The organism is Pseudoxanthomonas helianthi, from assembly GCF_017939625.1.
Lineage (GTDB): Bacteria > Pseudomonadota > Gammaproteobacteria > Xanthomonadales > Xanthomonadaceae > Pseudoxanthomonas_A > Pseudoxanthomonas_A helianthi.
Genome location: NZ_JAGKTC010000001.1, coordinates 34,394 through 49,774, shown reverse-complemented (window position 1 = coordinate 49,774; position 15,381 = coordinate 34,394). Strand labels below are relative to the sequence as shown.

General features: G+C 67.5%; 14 protein-coding genes. 10 read left to right on the top strand and 4 right to left on the bottom strand.

What is annotated here, in order from left to right:
• The first annotated feature begins 46 nt into the window (after positions 1-46).
• The 6 genes from J5837_RS00245 (at position 47) to J5837_RS00220 (ending at position 6,761) form a co-directional block, all read left to right on the top strand.
• On the top strand, positions 47-745 hold the full coding sequence (locus tag J5837_RS00245) for a GNAT family N-acetyltransferase (RefSeq protein ID WP_210534722.1): 699 nt from the start codon (positions 47-49) through the stop codon (positions 743-745).
• On the top strand, positions 742-1,572 hold the full coding sequence (locus J5837_RS00240; protein ID WP_342345485.1) for a glycoside hydrolase family 16 protein: 831 nt from the start codon (positions 742-744) through the stop codon (positions 1,570-1,572). Before J5837_RS00245 ends, J5837_RS00240 begins: the two co-directional genes overlap by 4 nt.
• Positions 1,573-1,596: 24 nt before the next feature.
• Positions 1,597-2,112, top strand: coding sequence for a DUF1697 domain-containing protein (locus J5837_RS00235; RefSeq protein WP_210534721.1), 516 nt, complete (start codon positions 1,597-1,599; stop codon positions 2,110-2,112).
• 79 nt (positions 2,113-2,191) lie between these two features.
• The gene (locus J5837_RS00230) at positions 2,192-3,631 is read left to right on the top strand and encodes an MATE family efflux transporter (protein WP_210534720.1); all 1,440 of its coding nucleotides are present in this window, start codon (positions 2,192-2,194) and stop codon (positions 3,629-3,631) included.
• A gap of 610 nt (positions 3,632-4,241) precedes the next feature.
• Positions 4,242-5,513, top strand: coding sequence for an MFS transporter (locus J5837_RS00225; RefSeq protein WP_210534719.1), 1,272 nt, complete (start codon positions 4,242-4,244; stop codon positions 5,511-5,513).
• Between the two features lie 120 nt (positions 5,514-5,633).
• Positions 5,634-6,761 carry a COG3904 family protein gene (locus J5837_RS00220; protein WP_210534718.1) on the top strand — a complete coding sequence of 376 codons (1,128 nt, stop codon included), beginning with the start codon at positions 5,634-5,636 and terminating at the stop codon, positions 6,759-6,761.
• Positions 6,762-6,780: 19 nt separating this feature from the next.
• On the opposite strand, the gene J5837_RS00215 is transcribed toward J5837_RS00220, so the two are convergent.
• The 3 genes from J5837_RS00215 to J5837_RS00205 are packed head-to-tail and all read right to left on the bottom strand — an operon-like array spanning position 6,781 to position 8,225.
• Positions 6,781-7,002 (bottom strand): RNA-binding S4 domain-containing protein, encoded by a 222-nt coding sequence (locus J5837_RS00215; RefSeq protein ID WP_210534717.1) that lies wholly within the window; start codon positions 7,000-7,002, stop codon positions 6,781-6,783.
• Positions 7,003-7,025: 23 nt separating this feature from the next.
• Positions 7,026-7,685: a serine/threonine protein kinase gene (locus J5837_RS00210; protein ID WP_210534716.1), complete on the bottom strand. Its 660-nt coding sequence runs from the start codon at positions 7,683-7,685 to the stop codon at positions 7,026-7,028.
• Between the two features lie 27 nt (positions 7,686-7,712).
• Positions 7,713-8,225 (bottom strand): RNA polymerase sigma factor, encoded by a 513-nt coding sequence (locus J5837_RS00205; protein ID WP_210534715.1) that lies wholly within the window; start codon positions 8,223-8,225, stop codon positions 7,713-7,715.
• Between the two features lie 121 nt (positions 8,226-8,346).
• Between J5837_RS00205 and J5837_RS00200 the strand changes: the two genes are divergently transcribed.
• The 4 genes from J5837_RS00200 to J5837_RS00185 all read left to right on the top strand — a co-directional run bounded on the left by J5837_RS00200 (position 8,347) and on the right by J5837_RS00185 (position 14,541).
• The gene (locus J5837_RS00200; RefSeq protein ID WP_210534714.1) at positions 8,347-9,210 is read left to right on the top strand and encodes an endonuclease/exonuclease/phosphatase family protein; all 864 of its coding nucleotides are present in this window, start codon (positions 8,347-8,349) and stop codon (positions 9,208-9,210) included.
• 167 nt (positions 9,211-9,377) lie between these two features.
• Positions 9,378-11,213: a DEAD/DEAH box helicase gene (locus J5837_RS00195; RefSeq protein ID WP_210534713.1), complete on the top strand. Its 1,836-nt coding sequence runs from the start codon at positions 9,378-9,380 to the stop codon at positions 11,211-11,213.
• 188 nt (positions 11,214-11,401) lie between these two features.
• Positions 11,402-13,807 (top strand): putative bifunctional diguanylate cyclase/phosphodiesterase, encoded by a 2,406-nt coding sequence (locus J5837_RS00190; RefSeq protein WP_210534712.1) that lies wholly within the window; start codon positions 11,402-11,404, stop codon positions 13,805-13,807.
• Positions 13,804-14,541, top strand: a complete 738-nt coding sequence (locus J5837_RS00185) for a pseudouridine synthase (protein ID WP_210534711.1) — start codon at positions 13,804-13,806, stop codon at positions 14,539-14,541. The genes J5837_RS00190 and J5837_RS00185 overlap by 4 nt, the downstream gene beginning before the upstream one ends.
• 183 nt (positions 14,542-14,724) lie before the next feature.
• Here the strand turns inward: J5837_RS00185 and J5837_RS00180 are convergent, their stop codons facing one another.
• Complete coding sequence (locus J5837_RS00180; protein ID WP_210534710.1) at positions 14,725-15,378, bottom strand: general secretion pathway protein GspB; 654 nt, start codon at positions 15,376-15,378, stop codon at positions 14,725-14,727.
• Positions 15,379-15,381: the final 3 nt, after the last annotated feature.

The following is a 15,381-nucleotide window of genomic DNA, read 5'->3' as shown; positions in this document are numbered from 1 at the left end:
AACATGCACGGGTGGCGTCGCCGCCACGCCGCCACTTTATCGTTGAATGCCCGTTTCCGAACTCGACCAACCGTTCTGGTCGGCGCTGCGCAGCATCCACGCGCACCTGGCCGTGGCCGCCGACGATGTGGCCCGTTATCCGGCCGAATACGCGCCGTTCCTCGGCGTCGCCCGCGATGGCGCCCGCGTCGATGCGGCGCTGGGCAGCCTGGTGGCGCCGGGCGAATCCGTGTATCTGCTCGGCACTACGCCGAAGGTGCCGGAAGGCTGGCGGCTGGAGGCTTATCGTCCATTGGCGCAGATGGTCTGCGACGCGCCGCTGCCGGTTCCCGACGGTCCCGAAATCGTGCCGCTGGACGAACGCCATCGCCATGACGTGCTGGCGCTGACCGCGCTGGTCTATCCGCATTATTTCCGCGAGCGCACGATGGAGATGGGCCGCTACTTCGGCATCTACGAAGACGGCCGGCTCGCGGCGATGATCGGCGAGCGCCTCGGCGCTTCCGGTTGCCGCGAGATGAGCGCGATCTGCACCCACCCCGATTACAACGGCCGAGGTTATGCGCGTCGCCTGACCGCGTGGCTGGGCAACGACACGCTGCAGCGCGGCGACCTGCCATTCCTGCACGTCAGCTACGAGAACCCGCGTGCCAAGTCGATGTACGAGCGCATGGGCTACCGTTTGCGCCGCGACATCGGGTTCTGGTCGTTGACGCGGCCTGGGGTCGAAGGGATGAAGGCGTGAAATCCGGGCGGGCAGCGATCTGTTTGCTCGCGCTGCTGCTGCTCGCATGCGCGGGACACGCGACCGGCCAGTTGCCGACGCAGCAGGCCGCATGGCGTTTCGCGGACGTGCCGGCCTGGCAGGACGAATTCGATTACCAGGGAAAGCCTGACCGGGCGAAGTGGGGCTACGACATCGGCGGCGACGGCTGGGGCAACCACGAGCTGCAGTACTACGGCAAGCGCAAGGCCAACGCCTACGTCGAAAAGGGCGTACTAAACATCGTCGCGCGCAGGCAGCGCCGCAAGGGCAGCGACTTCACTTCCGCGCGGCTGGTGTCGAAGGGCAAGGGCGATTTCCTCTACGGCCGCTTCGAGGCGCGGGCGAAACTGCCTCCGGGCGTCGGTACCTGGCCGGCGATCTGGCTGCTGCCCACCGATTGGGCCTACGGCGGCTGGCCGCGGTCGGGCGAGATCGACATGATGGAGCACGTAGGCTACGACCCCGGCCGCGTGCACGTCAGCGTGCATACCCAGGCCTACAACCACATCGCCGGCACGCAGAAGACCAGCGTCACCCCGGTCCCCGACGCGACTTCGCAATTCCATCGCTACCGCATCGACTGGACCCCGGATGCGATCCGCGGCTACATCGACGATGCGCCGGTATTCGAATTCCGCAACGAAGGCAGCGGCGCAGATGCCTGGCCGTTCGACCGGCGCTTCCATTGGCTGTTGAACGTGGCGGTTGGCGGCGACTGGGGCGGCAAGCAGGGCGTGGACGCCGCCGCGTTCCCCGCCACGATGCAGGTCGATTACGTGCGCGTGTATCCGCTGCTCGGCAACTGAAACCCACGTCGGTTAAGCTGGGACATGGATACCTTCATTGCCCTTTTGCGCGCGGTCAACGTCGGCGGCACCGGCAAACTGCCGATGGAGGACCTGCGCGCGCTGTGCGCGAAGGCGGGATTCCGCGATGTGCGTACCTACATCGCCAGCGGCAATGTGGTGTTGCGCGGCGGCAAGGACGAGCGACAGGTGAAGCAGGCGCTGGAGGCGGCGCTGCAGGCCTATGCGGGCAAGCCGGTCGGCGTGCTGGTGCGTTCGGTCGCGCAGATGCGCGAGGCGCTGGACGCCAACCCGTTCGCGGATTCGGCGCCAAACCGGGTGGTGGCGATCTTCCTCGACGAAGTGCCGCCAGCCGGTGCGCTGGACCAGGCCAAGGGCCTGCGCAACGAGCGGGTGGCCCTGGGCACGCGCGAAATCTACGTCGATTACCGCGATGTCGACGGGATGCGCGATTCGAAGCTGCAGATCCCCGCGGCGAAGGCGGGCACGGCCCGCAACATGAACACGGTGGCCAAGCTGGTGGAAATGGCGGGCGGCTGACGCAACCGTGCGCAGGCGTGTCGATCCACGCCTTTCCCGTTCGTCATGGCAGTATCCGCATCGCAATCACGGAGCCGACATGCAGCCCGAACAGCCCGCCGCCGAATCCCCGGAAGCCCACGAAACCGCCGCGCCCCAGTCCCTGTGGGCCGAACTGCGCGACGCGGTCCGCGGCACCCACGCCGACTACACCCGCATCCCGCTGCGTCGCGCAGTGTTCCTGCTCGCGGTGCCGATGGTGCTGGAGCTGGTGCTGGAATCGACCTTCGCGGTGGTCGACATCTTCTTCGTCGCCAAGCTGGGGCCGTCGGCGGTGGCCACGGTCGGGCTGACCGAAAGCTACCTGTTCCTGGTGTATTCGGTCGCGATGGGCCTGGCGATGGCGGTGACCGCGGTGATCGCGCGGCGCATCGGCGAGGGCAAGCGCGAGGAAGCCGCGATCAGCGCGGTGCAGGCGATTTTCGTCGCGCTGCTGGCGTCGGTGCTGCCGGCGCTGGCCGGCATCGTCTGGGCGCAGGACCTGTTGCGCTTGATGGGTGGCGATGCGTGGACCCTCGAGCACGGCTACCGCTATACCCAATGGATGCTCGGCGGCAACGCGGTGATCATGCTGCTGTTCGTGATCAACGCGATTTTCCGCGGAGCCGGCGACGCGGCCATCGCGATGCGTGTGCTGTGGCTGTCGAACGGTCTGAACATCCTGTTGTGCCCGCTGCTGATCTTCGGTCTCGGCCCGGTGCCGGCGCTGGGCATCGAGGGCGCGGGCATCGCCACCAACATCGGCCGCGGCGTCGGCGTGCTGTTCCAGCTGTGGGTGCTGTTCCATGGCGGCAAGCACATCCGCGTGGCCGCTTCGCAGATCGCCTGGCAGGGCGCGGTGTTGTGGAACATCGTGCGCACTTCGCTGGGCGGCATCGGCCAGATGATCGTGGCGATGACTTCGTGGATCTTCCTGATGCGCGTGCTCGCCAGCATCGGCAGCGAGGCGGTCGCCGGGGCGACCATCGCGATCCGGGTGATGATGTTCACGATGATGCCGGCCTGGGGCATGTCGAACGCGGCGGCGACGCTGGTCGGCCAGAACCTGGGGGCGCAGCAGCCGCAGCGCGCGGAGGCTTCGGTATGGCGCATCGGTTGGTACAACATGGCCTACCTGCTGGTGGTGTCGGTGGCGTTCTTCCTGTTCCCGCATGGCATCGTTGCGTTCTTCACCGACGATGCGAAGGTGGTCGCGGTCGGGGCGGAATGGCTGCGTATCCTGTCGTATTCGCTGTTCGTGTACGGCTGGTGGATGGTCAGCGTGCAGGCGTTCAACGGTGCGGGCGATACGATGACGCCGACGCGGATCAACCTGGTGTTCTTCTGGCTGATCCAGATTCCGCTGGCGTGGTTGTTGGCGTTGCACTTCGACTGGAAGGAGCTGGGGGTGTTCTGGGCGGTGTTCGTGTCGGAGACGTCGGTCGGTTTGTTCACGCTGTGGTTGTTCAGTCGCGGCAAGTGGAAGACGGTGCAGGTGTAGTTTCTGCTCGTCGTCGCCGCGAAGGCGGGAATCGATTTTGCTCTGCTCTGTTTTGCGCCTTCCCCCTTGACGGGGGAGGACTGGGGTGGGGGTGCGCCCGGAATTAACGGTGTTCCACCACCGTGTGTACCGGCTGCAGCTTTGTAGAGCCGAGCCTGCTCGGCTGCCTTTGCTCGTCATTCCCGCGAAAGCGGGAATCCATGGACGTTGCTCCCGGTCTCCAGAAAGCGTTTCGCGCTGACGCGCGAGTTACTTTCTTTGCTTGTGCAAAGAAAGTAACCAAAGAAACACACCCTTCCTCGCGCCCTTCGCTACGCGAAGGGTCCGCGGAGCCGGCGGGAATTTTCGGGCGAGGCATCCTGCCCCTTCCGAAAACGGCGCACATCCCTGTGCGCCGCCCCTGCGGGGTCTACCCACCGGCTCCGCCGCTGCGGACGGGGTCGAAGGCAAGTAACGGCAATCGCACAAGCAGATTCGAATCGCTGGTCGTGGCCGAGCAAGGGTCGGCAGCCGCGAGCTTCAAGCGGATGGATGGCAGCGTTCCGCTCGTGATCGTGCGGGATGGGGTCGGGCTTGGGACAATGGCGGTCCCCCACGCTGTATCGTTCCCATGCCCGCATCCGAAAATCCAACGCTTCTCGCCGGAACGCCTCGGGGAGGCCTGCGACATGGTCGCTGGCTGGCGCTGGCGGGCATCCTGCTGGCTGCATTCAACCTCCGCACCGCGGTCACGTCGCTGACGCCGCTGTTGCAGACGGTCGGCGAGACCTTTGGTTTCGGTTCCGCCGTCACTGGCGTGGTCGGCATGTTGCCTACCGCGAGTTTCGCCTTCTTCGGCGTCATGACCGCGCGCATCGTGCATCGGCTGGGCCTGGAGCGCACCACGGCGCTGGCGATGGCGCTGGCCACCGCCGGATTGCTGGCGCGCGGCTTCGTGCAGGGCACGACGGGGCTGATCGTCACCTCGCTGCTGGCGCTGGCGGGCATGGGCATCGGCAACGTGGCCTTGCCGCCGCTGGTGAAACGGCATTTCCCGGGTCGAGTCGGCGTGCTGAGTTCGCTCTACATCACCTTGCTGCAGCTGGGCACGATGTTGCCGGCGTTCGCGGCGGTGCCGTTGGCGAATGCCTACGGCTGGCGCGTGTCGCTGGCGTCGTGGTCGGTGGCGTCGCTGGTGGCGCTGCTGCCGTGGATCGTCCTGTTGCGCCAGCAGGGCCACGCGCACGGCGGCGACCTGCCCGATACTCATCCGCCGCGCAAGGCACGCGCGTGGCATTCGGGACTGGGTTGGGCGATGTGCGCGATGTTCGGCATGACCTCGCTGGCGACGTATTCGATGTTCACCTGGTTGCCGCGCTGGTTCGTTGAGGCGGGCGCGACGCCGCAGGCGGCGGGCAACCTGCTGGGCGTGTATTCGGCGGTGCTGCTGCCGCTGGCCTTGCTGGTACCGCTGGTCGCCACGCGCATGCGCCGGCCGTTCCTGATCGTGCTGGCGGCCGTCGCCTGCTATGCCGTCGGTTTCCTCGGCATGCTGTGGAAGCCGCTGGCGTTCCCCAATCTGTGGGCTGCGTCGCTGGGCATGGCCGGCATGACCTTCCCGCTGGGCTTGGTGCTGATCAACCTGCGCACGCGCACGCCGGCCGGCTCGGCGATGCTGTCCAGCTTCGTGCAGGGCGTGGGTTACACGTTGGCCTGCCTCGGGCCGTTGTTGTTCGGCCTGCTGCATGAATGGAGCGGGCATTGGGCCTGGCCGGTGGGCTTCCTCGGCCTGTGCATCCTGGCGCTGGCCTGGGGCGGTTGGCAGGCGTGCAGGCCGCGTTACCTCGAGGACGAATGGTTGCCGCGCCCCGTGCTGGCGCCGTCGACGCGCACCGCGGACTGATGTTGGCGCGTATTTGCCGAAGCTGAAGCGTTCGCGACGATTCAGGCTGCAGGCGGGCAGCCGCAAGGGCGGCCGTTACACTGGTTCCATTCCCGTTGCATGCATTGTCCCGCCGTTTCCATGTCCAAACTGCCTTGCCTGCTGATCGCTTGCCTGCTGATCGCCGCCTGCCGGCCAAGCCAGCCGGAGGCCGTGGCGAACAAGTCGAAGACCATCGAGGTCGCCAACCCGGAAGAGGGTGGCGCGGTCAGTACGGCGCCGGTCGAGAAAACGCCGTCGCAGAAGCGGCCCGCGCCTCGGCGTGAAGAGCCCAAGCTCGACTGGTCGCCGCTGTCGCTGGCCGCGGGCGAAGGATCGTTGAGCTGCGAACTGGACTACGCCGGGCAGGGCGATGGCGAGGCGCTGACCGACCTGGACCGGCAGAGCCTGCTAGCCGTGATGGCGCCGTGCGTGGAACGCGGCGTGTTGCGGCTGCGCTACACCGGCAAGATCGACGCCAAGTTCACCGCGCTGTTGCAGCGCGTGGTGCACGTCGCCGACGAGCTGAAGATCGGCAAGCGCGTGCTGGACCTGGACTCCGTCGGCGGCATGGTCGAGGACGCGATCAAGGCCGGCGACGTGATCGCCGGGTCGCACTGGACGCTGTGGGTGCGCGAGGGCGCGGTCTGCCACAGCGCCTGCGTGCTGGTGCTGGCTGCCGGCGACATGCGCATGATCCGCGGCAACGTCGGCATCCACCGCATCATCCGCATGAGTTCCACCGCCACCACGCGCGCGCAGTTGAACGAGGAGCTGCGCGCGGTATACGGCCGCGTGCGCGACTACCTCGAACGCAACGGCGCCGCGGTGGCGATGGCCGACCAGATGATGTCGGTGCCGAACCGCAACCTGCGCCTGCTCAGCACCGACGAGCTGCAATGGTACGGACTGGACGGGGTCAATCCGGTGCAGGACGACCTGGACCGCCTGCGCCTGATGCGCGAATGCGGGCAGGATTTCGTTACCCGCCGCGACGCCTTCATCCGCGCCTTCGACAACCGCTGCCGCAGCGAGGTCGCGGGGCTGGAAGCGCTGAACGCCTGCGGCATCGAGCTGCGAAAGCAATACGGGTTCCCCGACAAGACCTGCGCCAACGAAAGCCCGCTATCGGAATTCGACCTGGTCGCCGTCGCGACTGCGCCCAAGCCGGCGAGCACCGCCAACGCGGAGCCGGCTCCGGCCGACGCGGCAAAGACCACGACCCAGTGATTCGACGGGGCGCCGCCGCTCAGCTGGCGGCGACGACCCTGATGCGCCAGTCGCCGGTCTCGACGACCTGTCCGGCGCGGATCTTGCAGGTCTTGCGCAACTCGGTCTCGCCATCCACCCGCACCCGGCCTTCGGCGACCCGATGCTTGCCGCTCGCGCCGCTGTCGACGACGCCGGCCAGCTTGAGCAATTGGTTCAGCTCGATGTAGTCGCCGTCTAGTTCGAAATCGAGGGTCTGCATCGCCGCAGTCTAGCGAATCGCGCTCAATCGCACTCGAACTGGCGCACTTCGTCCAGCCGCGCCTGCGCCTTGCGCAGGCTGGCGGTCGAGATGGCGTCGTCCATCCATTTGGCCAGCTTCGCCCGCTTCGGATCGGCGTGCGACCAGCGGTACAGGCCCCAGGTCGCCAGCAAGCCCAGCGCGCCCACGGCCAGGTTGATCCAGATCCACGCCGGCGTACCGCCCTGCAGCGGGTGCCCGGCGAGTCCGGCGAACGCGATCACCACCACGATCCACATGATCCACCACGGCAAGCCGACGAGAACGGCGCCGAACAGGTAGAACTTACGCAGCAGGGTCAGCCGCTTCTGGATGTCCAGCACCGGCGCAGCATGGTCGATGCCGCCGATCAGGCCCATGGTGATGCCGCCCAGCGCCGCATTGGCGACGCCGAAAGCGTGCAGCACGACCCCGGCCAGCAAATAGCCCGCGGCATGCAGGTTGTTTTTCCAGCAGGCGATGCCGAGCAACGCCAGCGCCACGCCGAGCAGCACCTGCAGGAACTGCCCCCAGAACAGCGGGCGCAGATTGCTGCGCAATCCGTCCAGTTTGCGTTCCCGCAGCAATTGCAGGTTCAGTGCGTCGTGGCGATCGAGGCGCTGGTTGATCGCCTGCCAGGCGGACTTCAGTTCGTCGGGTTCCATGGGCGTTTCCCTTATCGTGGGCCTGCGTCAGAGTTCTTCGCGGAGGCGTTGCTTCAGGCGGCCGATCTTGGTCGCCACGTTGGTTTCGCTGATGCCGAGGATCTCGGCGATGTCGCGCTGGCTGCGGTCGTCCAGGTAAAGCAGCAGCAGGGCGCGGTCGAGCGGCTTCTGCCTGCGGATGAACGCGTGCAGCAGGCGGATGTGCTGTTCGCGTTCGTGGTCGACGGCGTTGTCGTCGGCCAGTTCGTGCAGTCCTTCGTCCAGCGGCATGTCGCGCCTGCCGCGCAGGCCGTTGTCGCGGACGTACGAGATCGCCACGTTCAACGCAATCCGGTACATCCAGGTGGAAAGGTTCCGGGTGCCGTCGTAACGCGGGAACGAACGCCACAACTGCGCGGCGATTTCCTGGGCCAGGTCGGCGCGGTCTTCGGGGTTCCACGCGTAGGTCCTGGCGACCCCGACGACGATGCCGTGGTGCCTTTCCAGCAATTCCCGGAATTGCAGACGTGAGTCCTGGGTCATCGGGGCGGCGAGTTCCATGGTCGTCGGTACGATTATGCGAGGCGTGCGATGCGGGTCATGGAGGTGATTCGCGGCGGAATCGATAAAATCACATCCCGAAGCGCAAAATTCCGCCCGTTCGCCTCCGGAGGATCGATTCATGCTGAAAACCCGTGCAATCGCCATGTTCCGCGGCCTGTTGGCCGGATTGGCGTTGGTGGCCGTCACCGCATCGGCGGCCGGTACCCCGCCAACGCTGCGGGTCATGAGCTTCAACGTGCGGCTGATGCCGGCGGACGATGGCGTGAACCGCTGGGAAGCGCGGCGCGACCTGCTGGTGCAGACCATCCGCCGCGCCGATGCCGACGTGTTCGGCACGCAGGAACTGTTCAAGGAACAGGGCGATTACATCGTGGCCGGGCTGCCGCAGTACGCGTGGTTCGGTCGCGGCCGGCGCGGCGACGACGGCGATGAGCACATGGGCGTGTTCTATCGCAAGGACCGTCTGCGTGTGGTCGAATCCGGGGATTTCTGGCTGTCGGACACGCCCGAAGTCGCCGGCAGCATCACCTGGGGCAACCTGTTCCCGCGCATGGTCACGTGGGCCCTGTTCGAGCGCAAGTCCGACGGCCGGCGTTTCTATTTCTTCAACACCCATTTCCCGTATCGTGAGCAGGACGGCGAGGCGCGGACCCGTGCGGCGGCGTTGATCGCGCAAAGGTTGGCGAAGCTGCCGCAGGGCGTCCCGGTCGTGGTCACCGGCGACTTCAACGACGTGCCCGATAGCGGCGCTTACCGCGCGTTGGCCGCCACCCTACAGGACGCGTGGACGACCGCGCCACGCCGCAGCGGGCCCGAGGCCACGTTCCACGATTTCACCGGCAAGGCCGACCGCCGCATCGACTGGGTCTGGTCGAAGGGATTGCAGGTCCGCCGCGTGCAGACCATTACCGACCAGCGCGATGGCCGCTATCCGTCCGATCATTTCCCGGTGCTGGCGGAGTATCGCTGGCCGGCCTTGTAGGAGCGCCCCTGGGCGCGACCGTGAACCTCACAATCGACGGAATCTTCCGCGTAGCGCCAGTCTTTCTGTCGCGCCCAGGGGCGCTCCTACGGGCTCGCCGAAGCGGATTCGAGCGACAACACCACTGGCAGGGCGCACAATACGCAGCCATCAGCCCTGAGCCTGCCATGTCCGCCGATTCCGAAACCACCGTGCCGTTCTCCGCTCTGGGCCTGTCCGCCCCGGTGCAGGCGGCGCTGGCCGAGGTCGGCTACGAGTCGCCTTCGCCGATCCAGGCGGCAACCATTCCCGCACTGCTGGCCGGCCGCGACGTGCTCGGCACCGCGCAGACCGGCACCGGCAAGACCGCGGCGTTCGCGCTGCCGGTGCTGTCCGGACTCGACCTGGACAGGAAACTGCCGCAGGCGCTGGTGCTGGCGCCGACCCGCGAGCTGGCGATCCAGGTGGCCGAAGCGTTCCAGCGCTACGCGGCCAAGTTGCCGGGTTTCCACGTACTGCCGATCTACGGCGGGCAGAGCTACGCTCCGCAGCTGCAGGCGCTGAAGCGCGGCGTGCACGTCGTCGTCGGCACGCCGGGGCGGGTCATCGACCATCTCGAACGCGGTTCGCTGGACCTGTCGGGCCTGACCACGCTGGTGCTGGACGAAGCCGACGAAATGCTGCGCATGGGTTTCATCGACGACGTCGAGGCGGTGCTGAAGAAGACCCCGGAATCGCGCCAGGTCGCGCTGTTCTCGGCGACCATGCCGGCCCAGATCCGCCGCATCGCCCAGACCTACCTGCGCGAGCCGGCCGAGGTCAACATCGCGGCGAAGACCACCACCGCGACCAACATCCGCCAGCGTTACTGGTTCGTCAGCGGCATGCACAAGCTGGATGCGTTGACCCGGATCCTCGAGGTCGAGCCGTTCGACGCGATGATCGTGTTCGCCCGGACCAAGGCCGGCACCGAGGAACTGGCCGAGAAACTGCAGGCGCGCGGCTTGGCCGCGGCGGCGATCAACGGCGACATGCAGCAGGCGCAGCGGGAACGCACCATCGGCATGCTGAAGGACGGCAAGCTCGACATCCTGGTCGCCACCGACGTGGCCGCGCGCGGGCTGGACGTGGAGCGGATCAGCCACGTGCTGAACTACGACATTCCCTACGACACCGAAAGTTACGTGCACCGCATCGGCCGCACCGGACGCGCCGGGCGCAGCGGCGAGGCGATCCTGTTCGTCACCCCGCGCGAGAAGGGCATGCTGCGCGCGATCGAGCGCGCGACCCGCCAGCCGATCCAGGAAATGCCGCTGCCCAGCGTCGAGGCGGTCAACGACAAGCGCATCGAACGCTTCCTCGCCCGTATCGGCGAAGCGTTGGCGACGGGCCAGTCAGGCGAATTCCGCGGCCTGATCGAGAATTACGAACGCGAGCACGACGTGCCGGCGGTGGAGATCGCCGCGGCCCTGGCCAAGCTGTTGCAGGGCGATACGCCGCTGCTGCTGGAGCCGGACCGCAAGCCGGAACGCGCGCAGCGCGAGTTCGGCGACAGGGTTCGCGAGTCGAGGCCGCTGCGCGAGCGCGACTCCCGTTTCGAGGACAACCGCTTCGACGACAAGCCCCGCCGCGAGAAGAAGCCGCGCGGAGCATCCGAATTCGGCATGGAAAGCTTCCGCATCGAGGTCGGCCATGCGCACGGGGTGAAGCCGGCCAACATCGTCGGCGCCATCGCCAACGAGGCGGGATTGGAAAGCAAGCACATCGGTCGCATCGACATCCACGACGAACACAGCGTGATCGACCTGCCGGAAGGCATGCCGCGCGAGACCCTGATGCACCTGAAGAAGGTCTGGGTCTCCGGCCAGCAACTGCGCATCAGCCGGCTGGGCGAAGGCGAAGAGGGCGGCGGACAGCCGCCGCGCAAGTTCGGTGCGCGGGCGGGACGCCCCGGCGGCAAACCGGGGTTCAAGCCCGGCGGGCCGAAGAAGCCGCATCGCAAGGGTCCGCCGAAGCAGTCCTGACGCCTGGGGGTGCGGCCGCGTTCGCGACCACGTGAATGTGCCGGCATTCCCGTCGCGGACCGGCGGGCTCTGCTACATTCCGGTCAACGACCAGGGATGGCGGGTATCGCGGCCGGGGACGCGATGCAACCGACCATGCAGGTCGCTCGGGCGCGGGGGGATGCGTGGCGAGGGCGGATGCGCGTGTGGTGGACGACGAGATCGACCGTGGCCATGCCAGGGCGTTGCGGCGGCTGCCCGGCCGCGCCTATTGGCTGATCGGATTGGTCGCGCTGGGCATGCTCGGCGCGTGGCTGGTGCTCGAAATCCAGGCCAGCGTCACCGCCTACGTCAATGCCGAAGGCCTGTGGTCGAAGATGCAGAAGCAGTCGGTACTGGCGATGTACCGCTATTCCGGCAGCGGCGATCCGCGCGACCTGGCCGAGGCGCGCCAGACCCTGCGCACTCCGCTCGAGGACCTGGCCCTGCGCCAGGCGCTGGATCGCGACCCGCCGGACCTCGAGGCCGCGTATCGCCACGTGCGCGCGGCCGGCAACCGGCCCGAGGACCACGACCGGCTGATCTGGGTCTATCGCCTGCTGGCCGATGCGCCATACCTGCGCGATTCGGTGCGGGCCTGGCGACGTACCGACGCCGACCTGCGGACCCAGGCCGGTATCGCCGACGAACTGGAAGCGCGCTGGCGCCGGGGAACGCCCGACGCGGATGAGATCGCCGCATACCGGAGCCGGTTGTACGAGATCAACGCGCGCATCTATCCGCTGACGGTGGAGTTCTCTGATTCGCTGGCGCGCGGCGCCGCGGCGATCCGCCGCCTGCTGCTGCTGTCCAGCGCCGTCGCGTTCGCGCTGCTGGCCTGGTATTCGTTGCGGGTGATGCAGCACACCTTGCGCCACGTGCGCGAGACCGAGGCCGAATTCCGCATGGCCTTCCACCAGGCCGCGGTGGGCATGCTGAAGCTCGCGCCGGACGGCCGTATCGTCCAGGCCAACGAAGCGCTGGCCAAGCTGCTGGGCACGTCGTTGGCGGAGCTGCGCGACATGCGCGTGCAGGACATGGTCCCGGCCGAGGACCTGGACAGGACCGCCGACGGAGCCGATTGGCAGCAATGGCTGCAGTCCGGCGAGCGCCGGCTGCTGACCCGCGACGGCCGCGTACGCTGGGTGCGCTGGACCGCTTCGCCGCTGGCGCGCCCGGGAGCTTCGGCGGACCGGATCTTCGTGCTGCTGGAGGACGTTTCCGACGCCCACGCGATGGCCCGCGAAATCGCCCACCAGGCCACCCATGACGAACTGACCGGATTGATCAACCGGCGCGAGATCGGCCGTCGGCTGGGCGAGGGCCTGGCGCAGGCGCGCCGTGGCGACATCGTCCATACGCTGGCCTTCATCGACGTGGACCGGTTCAAGCTGGTCAACGACACCTGCGGGCATGCGGTCGGCGACAGGTTCCTGCGCCGCTTTGTCAATCTGCTGTCGGAGCAGTTGCAGGGCGGCGACTGGCTGGGCCGACTGGGTGGCGACGAATTCGCGGTGTTCCTGCATGGCGCCGACCTCGGGCACGGCCTGCGCACGATGGAGGAAATCCACGGCCTGCTTTCGCGCACGTCGTTCCGCTGGGACGGACGGGAAATGCCGTTCCATTGCAGCGTCGGCCTGGTCGAGGTCAACGCTTCCGCCGCCGACGTCGAATGGCTGTTGTCCGCCGCCGATGCCGCCTGCTACCTGGCCAAGGAAGAGGGGCGCAATCGCGTCCGCGCCTACAGCGATGCGAACCGGGCGTTGGCGCGCCGCCGCTACGACCTGGACTGGGTGACCAGCGCGCAGGCGGCGATCGCCGAGCGGCGCCTGTTGATGTATGCGCAGAAGATCGTCCCGCTGCATGCGCCGGAGGCGGGCCTGCGCTACGAAGTGCTGGTGCGCATGCGCGGCATGGACGGGGTGCTGCATCCGCCGGGCGAATTCCTGATGGCGATGGAGCGCTTCGGCCAGGCCACGGCGGTGGATGGGCATGTCCTGGACGCGGTGCTCGGCGAATTCGACCGCCATCCCGGCCACCTGCAGCGGCTGGCCTCGTGCCACGTCAATATTTCCGCGCAATCCATCGCCGACCCGGCCTTCCTGGCCCGGGTGACCGAACGGCTCGACCGTCGTCCCGCCGTCGCCTCTAGGCTGTGCTTCGAGCTCACCGAAACCGCGATGATCGGCAACCTGGCCGACGCGCGACGCTTCATCGATGCGGTGCGCGAACGGGGTTGCCGCGTGGCCCTGGACGATTTCGGCAGCGGTCTGTCCTCGTTCGCCTACCTGAAGGACCTGCCGGTCGACATCGTGAAGATCGACAGCGCCTTCGTCCGCGACATCGGCAAGGGCGGCAGCGACCTGGCCATGGTGCGCTCGATGGCCCAGGTCGCCCGGGCGCTGGGCAAGGAAACCATCGCCGAAGGCATCGAATCGGCGGAAACCCCGCCGCGGCTGGCGCGCATCGGCATCGACTTCGCCCAGGGTTATGCGTTGCACGAGCCCTGTCCGCTGGAGGAATTGATCCGCCAGGCGGGCGCGGGTGGCGAGGCTTGGCCGATAATGCAGGCATGATCGAAAGCCCCAGCCTGCCCCGACTCAGCAAATTCATCGCCGAAACCGGCTTCTGTTCGCGCCGCGAGGCCGACCGGCTGATCGCCGCGCGCCATGTCACCGTCAACGGCGTGGTCGCGGGCATCGGCGCGGTGGTCGGCGAGGGCGACGAAGTCCGCGTCGACGGCCAGTTGCTGCGTGCGCGCAGTGCCAAGGCCGGCAAGCGCCGGCACGTCTACATCGCGCTGAACAAGCCGGTCGGCATCACCTGCACCACGGAGAGCTCGGTCAAGGGCAACATCGTCGATTTCGTCGGCCACGAGCAGCGCATCTTCCCGGTCGGCCGCCTCGACAAGGATTCGGAAGGCCTGATCCTGCTGACCAGCAACGGCGACATCGTCAACCAGATCCTGCGCAAGGAAAACAACCACGAGAAGGAATACCTGGTGGCGGTGAACCTGCCGGTGACCGACGAATTCCTGCGCGGCATGGCCAAGGGCGGGCTGTGGATCCACGGCCAGCAGACCTTGCCGTGCCGCACGTCCCGGCATGGCAAGTTCGGTTTCCGCATCGTGCTGACCCAGGGGTTGAACCGGCAGATTCGCCTGATGGCGACAGCGTTCGGCTACCGGGTCAAGCAACTGCGCCGCGTGCGCATCGACAATCTCAAGCTCGGCGAGCTGAAGCCGGGTCGCTGGCGCAACCTGACCGATGCGGAACTGCGCGGCCTGTTGCCGGGGCATTCCGATTGGTGAAGCCAGCGATCGCTGGCCGCGCTGCACACCCGCAGAATTCTCCCGGTGTGGGAGTGGCAGTGCCGGAGCACTGCCGGTAAGTCGCGAATGCTCTTTGTCCTGAGTTGTTCCGTGTTCACTTGAAAAGCATTCGCGACTTACGTCGCTCCCACTCCCGAAACCTTGACATTCCTATGTCGATCGTCAGGGCAAACGCAGCCGCGAACGCTGGCCGTTGCGCTCGATCACCACGCCGTCGCGTTCGATCGACACGACCTGCAACTCGCCGTTGCGATCGCCTTCGCCCATGCGTTGGCCGTTGAGGATGACGAAGCGCCGCGCAGCGGATTCGTCCCACACGTGCATGGTCAGTTCCGTGCGCGACGCAGTCGTGGTCGGAATGTCCTCGGGCGCGGGCAGCGGCGGTGGCGCGATAGTCGGCGGCAAAGCGGACGCAACGGAAGGTTGCGGCGGCTGGGGCTGCGGGGCCGCGGGCGTGGAAGCGGGTGGCGCGGCGGGCGCCGGTGCAGGCCGCGCTTGTGTTTGTGCGGGCGATGGCGCGGTGGTCGATGGCGCCGGACGCGAACGAACGACCAGTGCCGGTGGCGCGACTTCGGTTTCCGCGCTCGCCTGAGGCGGAAGGGGCGCCACGGGAACGGGTGGGGACGCATCGCGCAACGACCACCAGAACGCGCCGAGCAAGACCAGCACGCCGGCGACGATCGCGGGCCGCAGCCATGCCGGCGAACGGCGCGCGTGCGCCGCGGGTGCTGGCGGCAGCTCCGCGGCGACGTCGGGTACCTGGCCACGGCGGCGTTCGGCTTCCGATTTGCGCAGGGCTTCGAGGATCAGGGACATTCG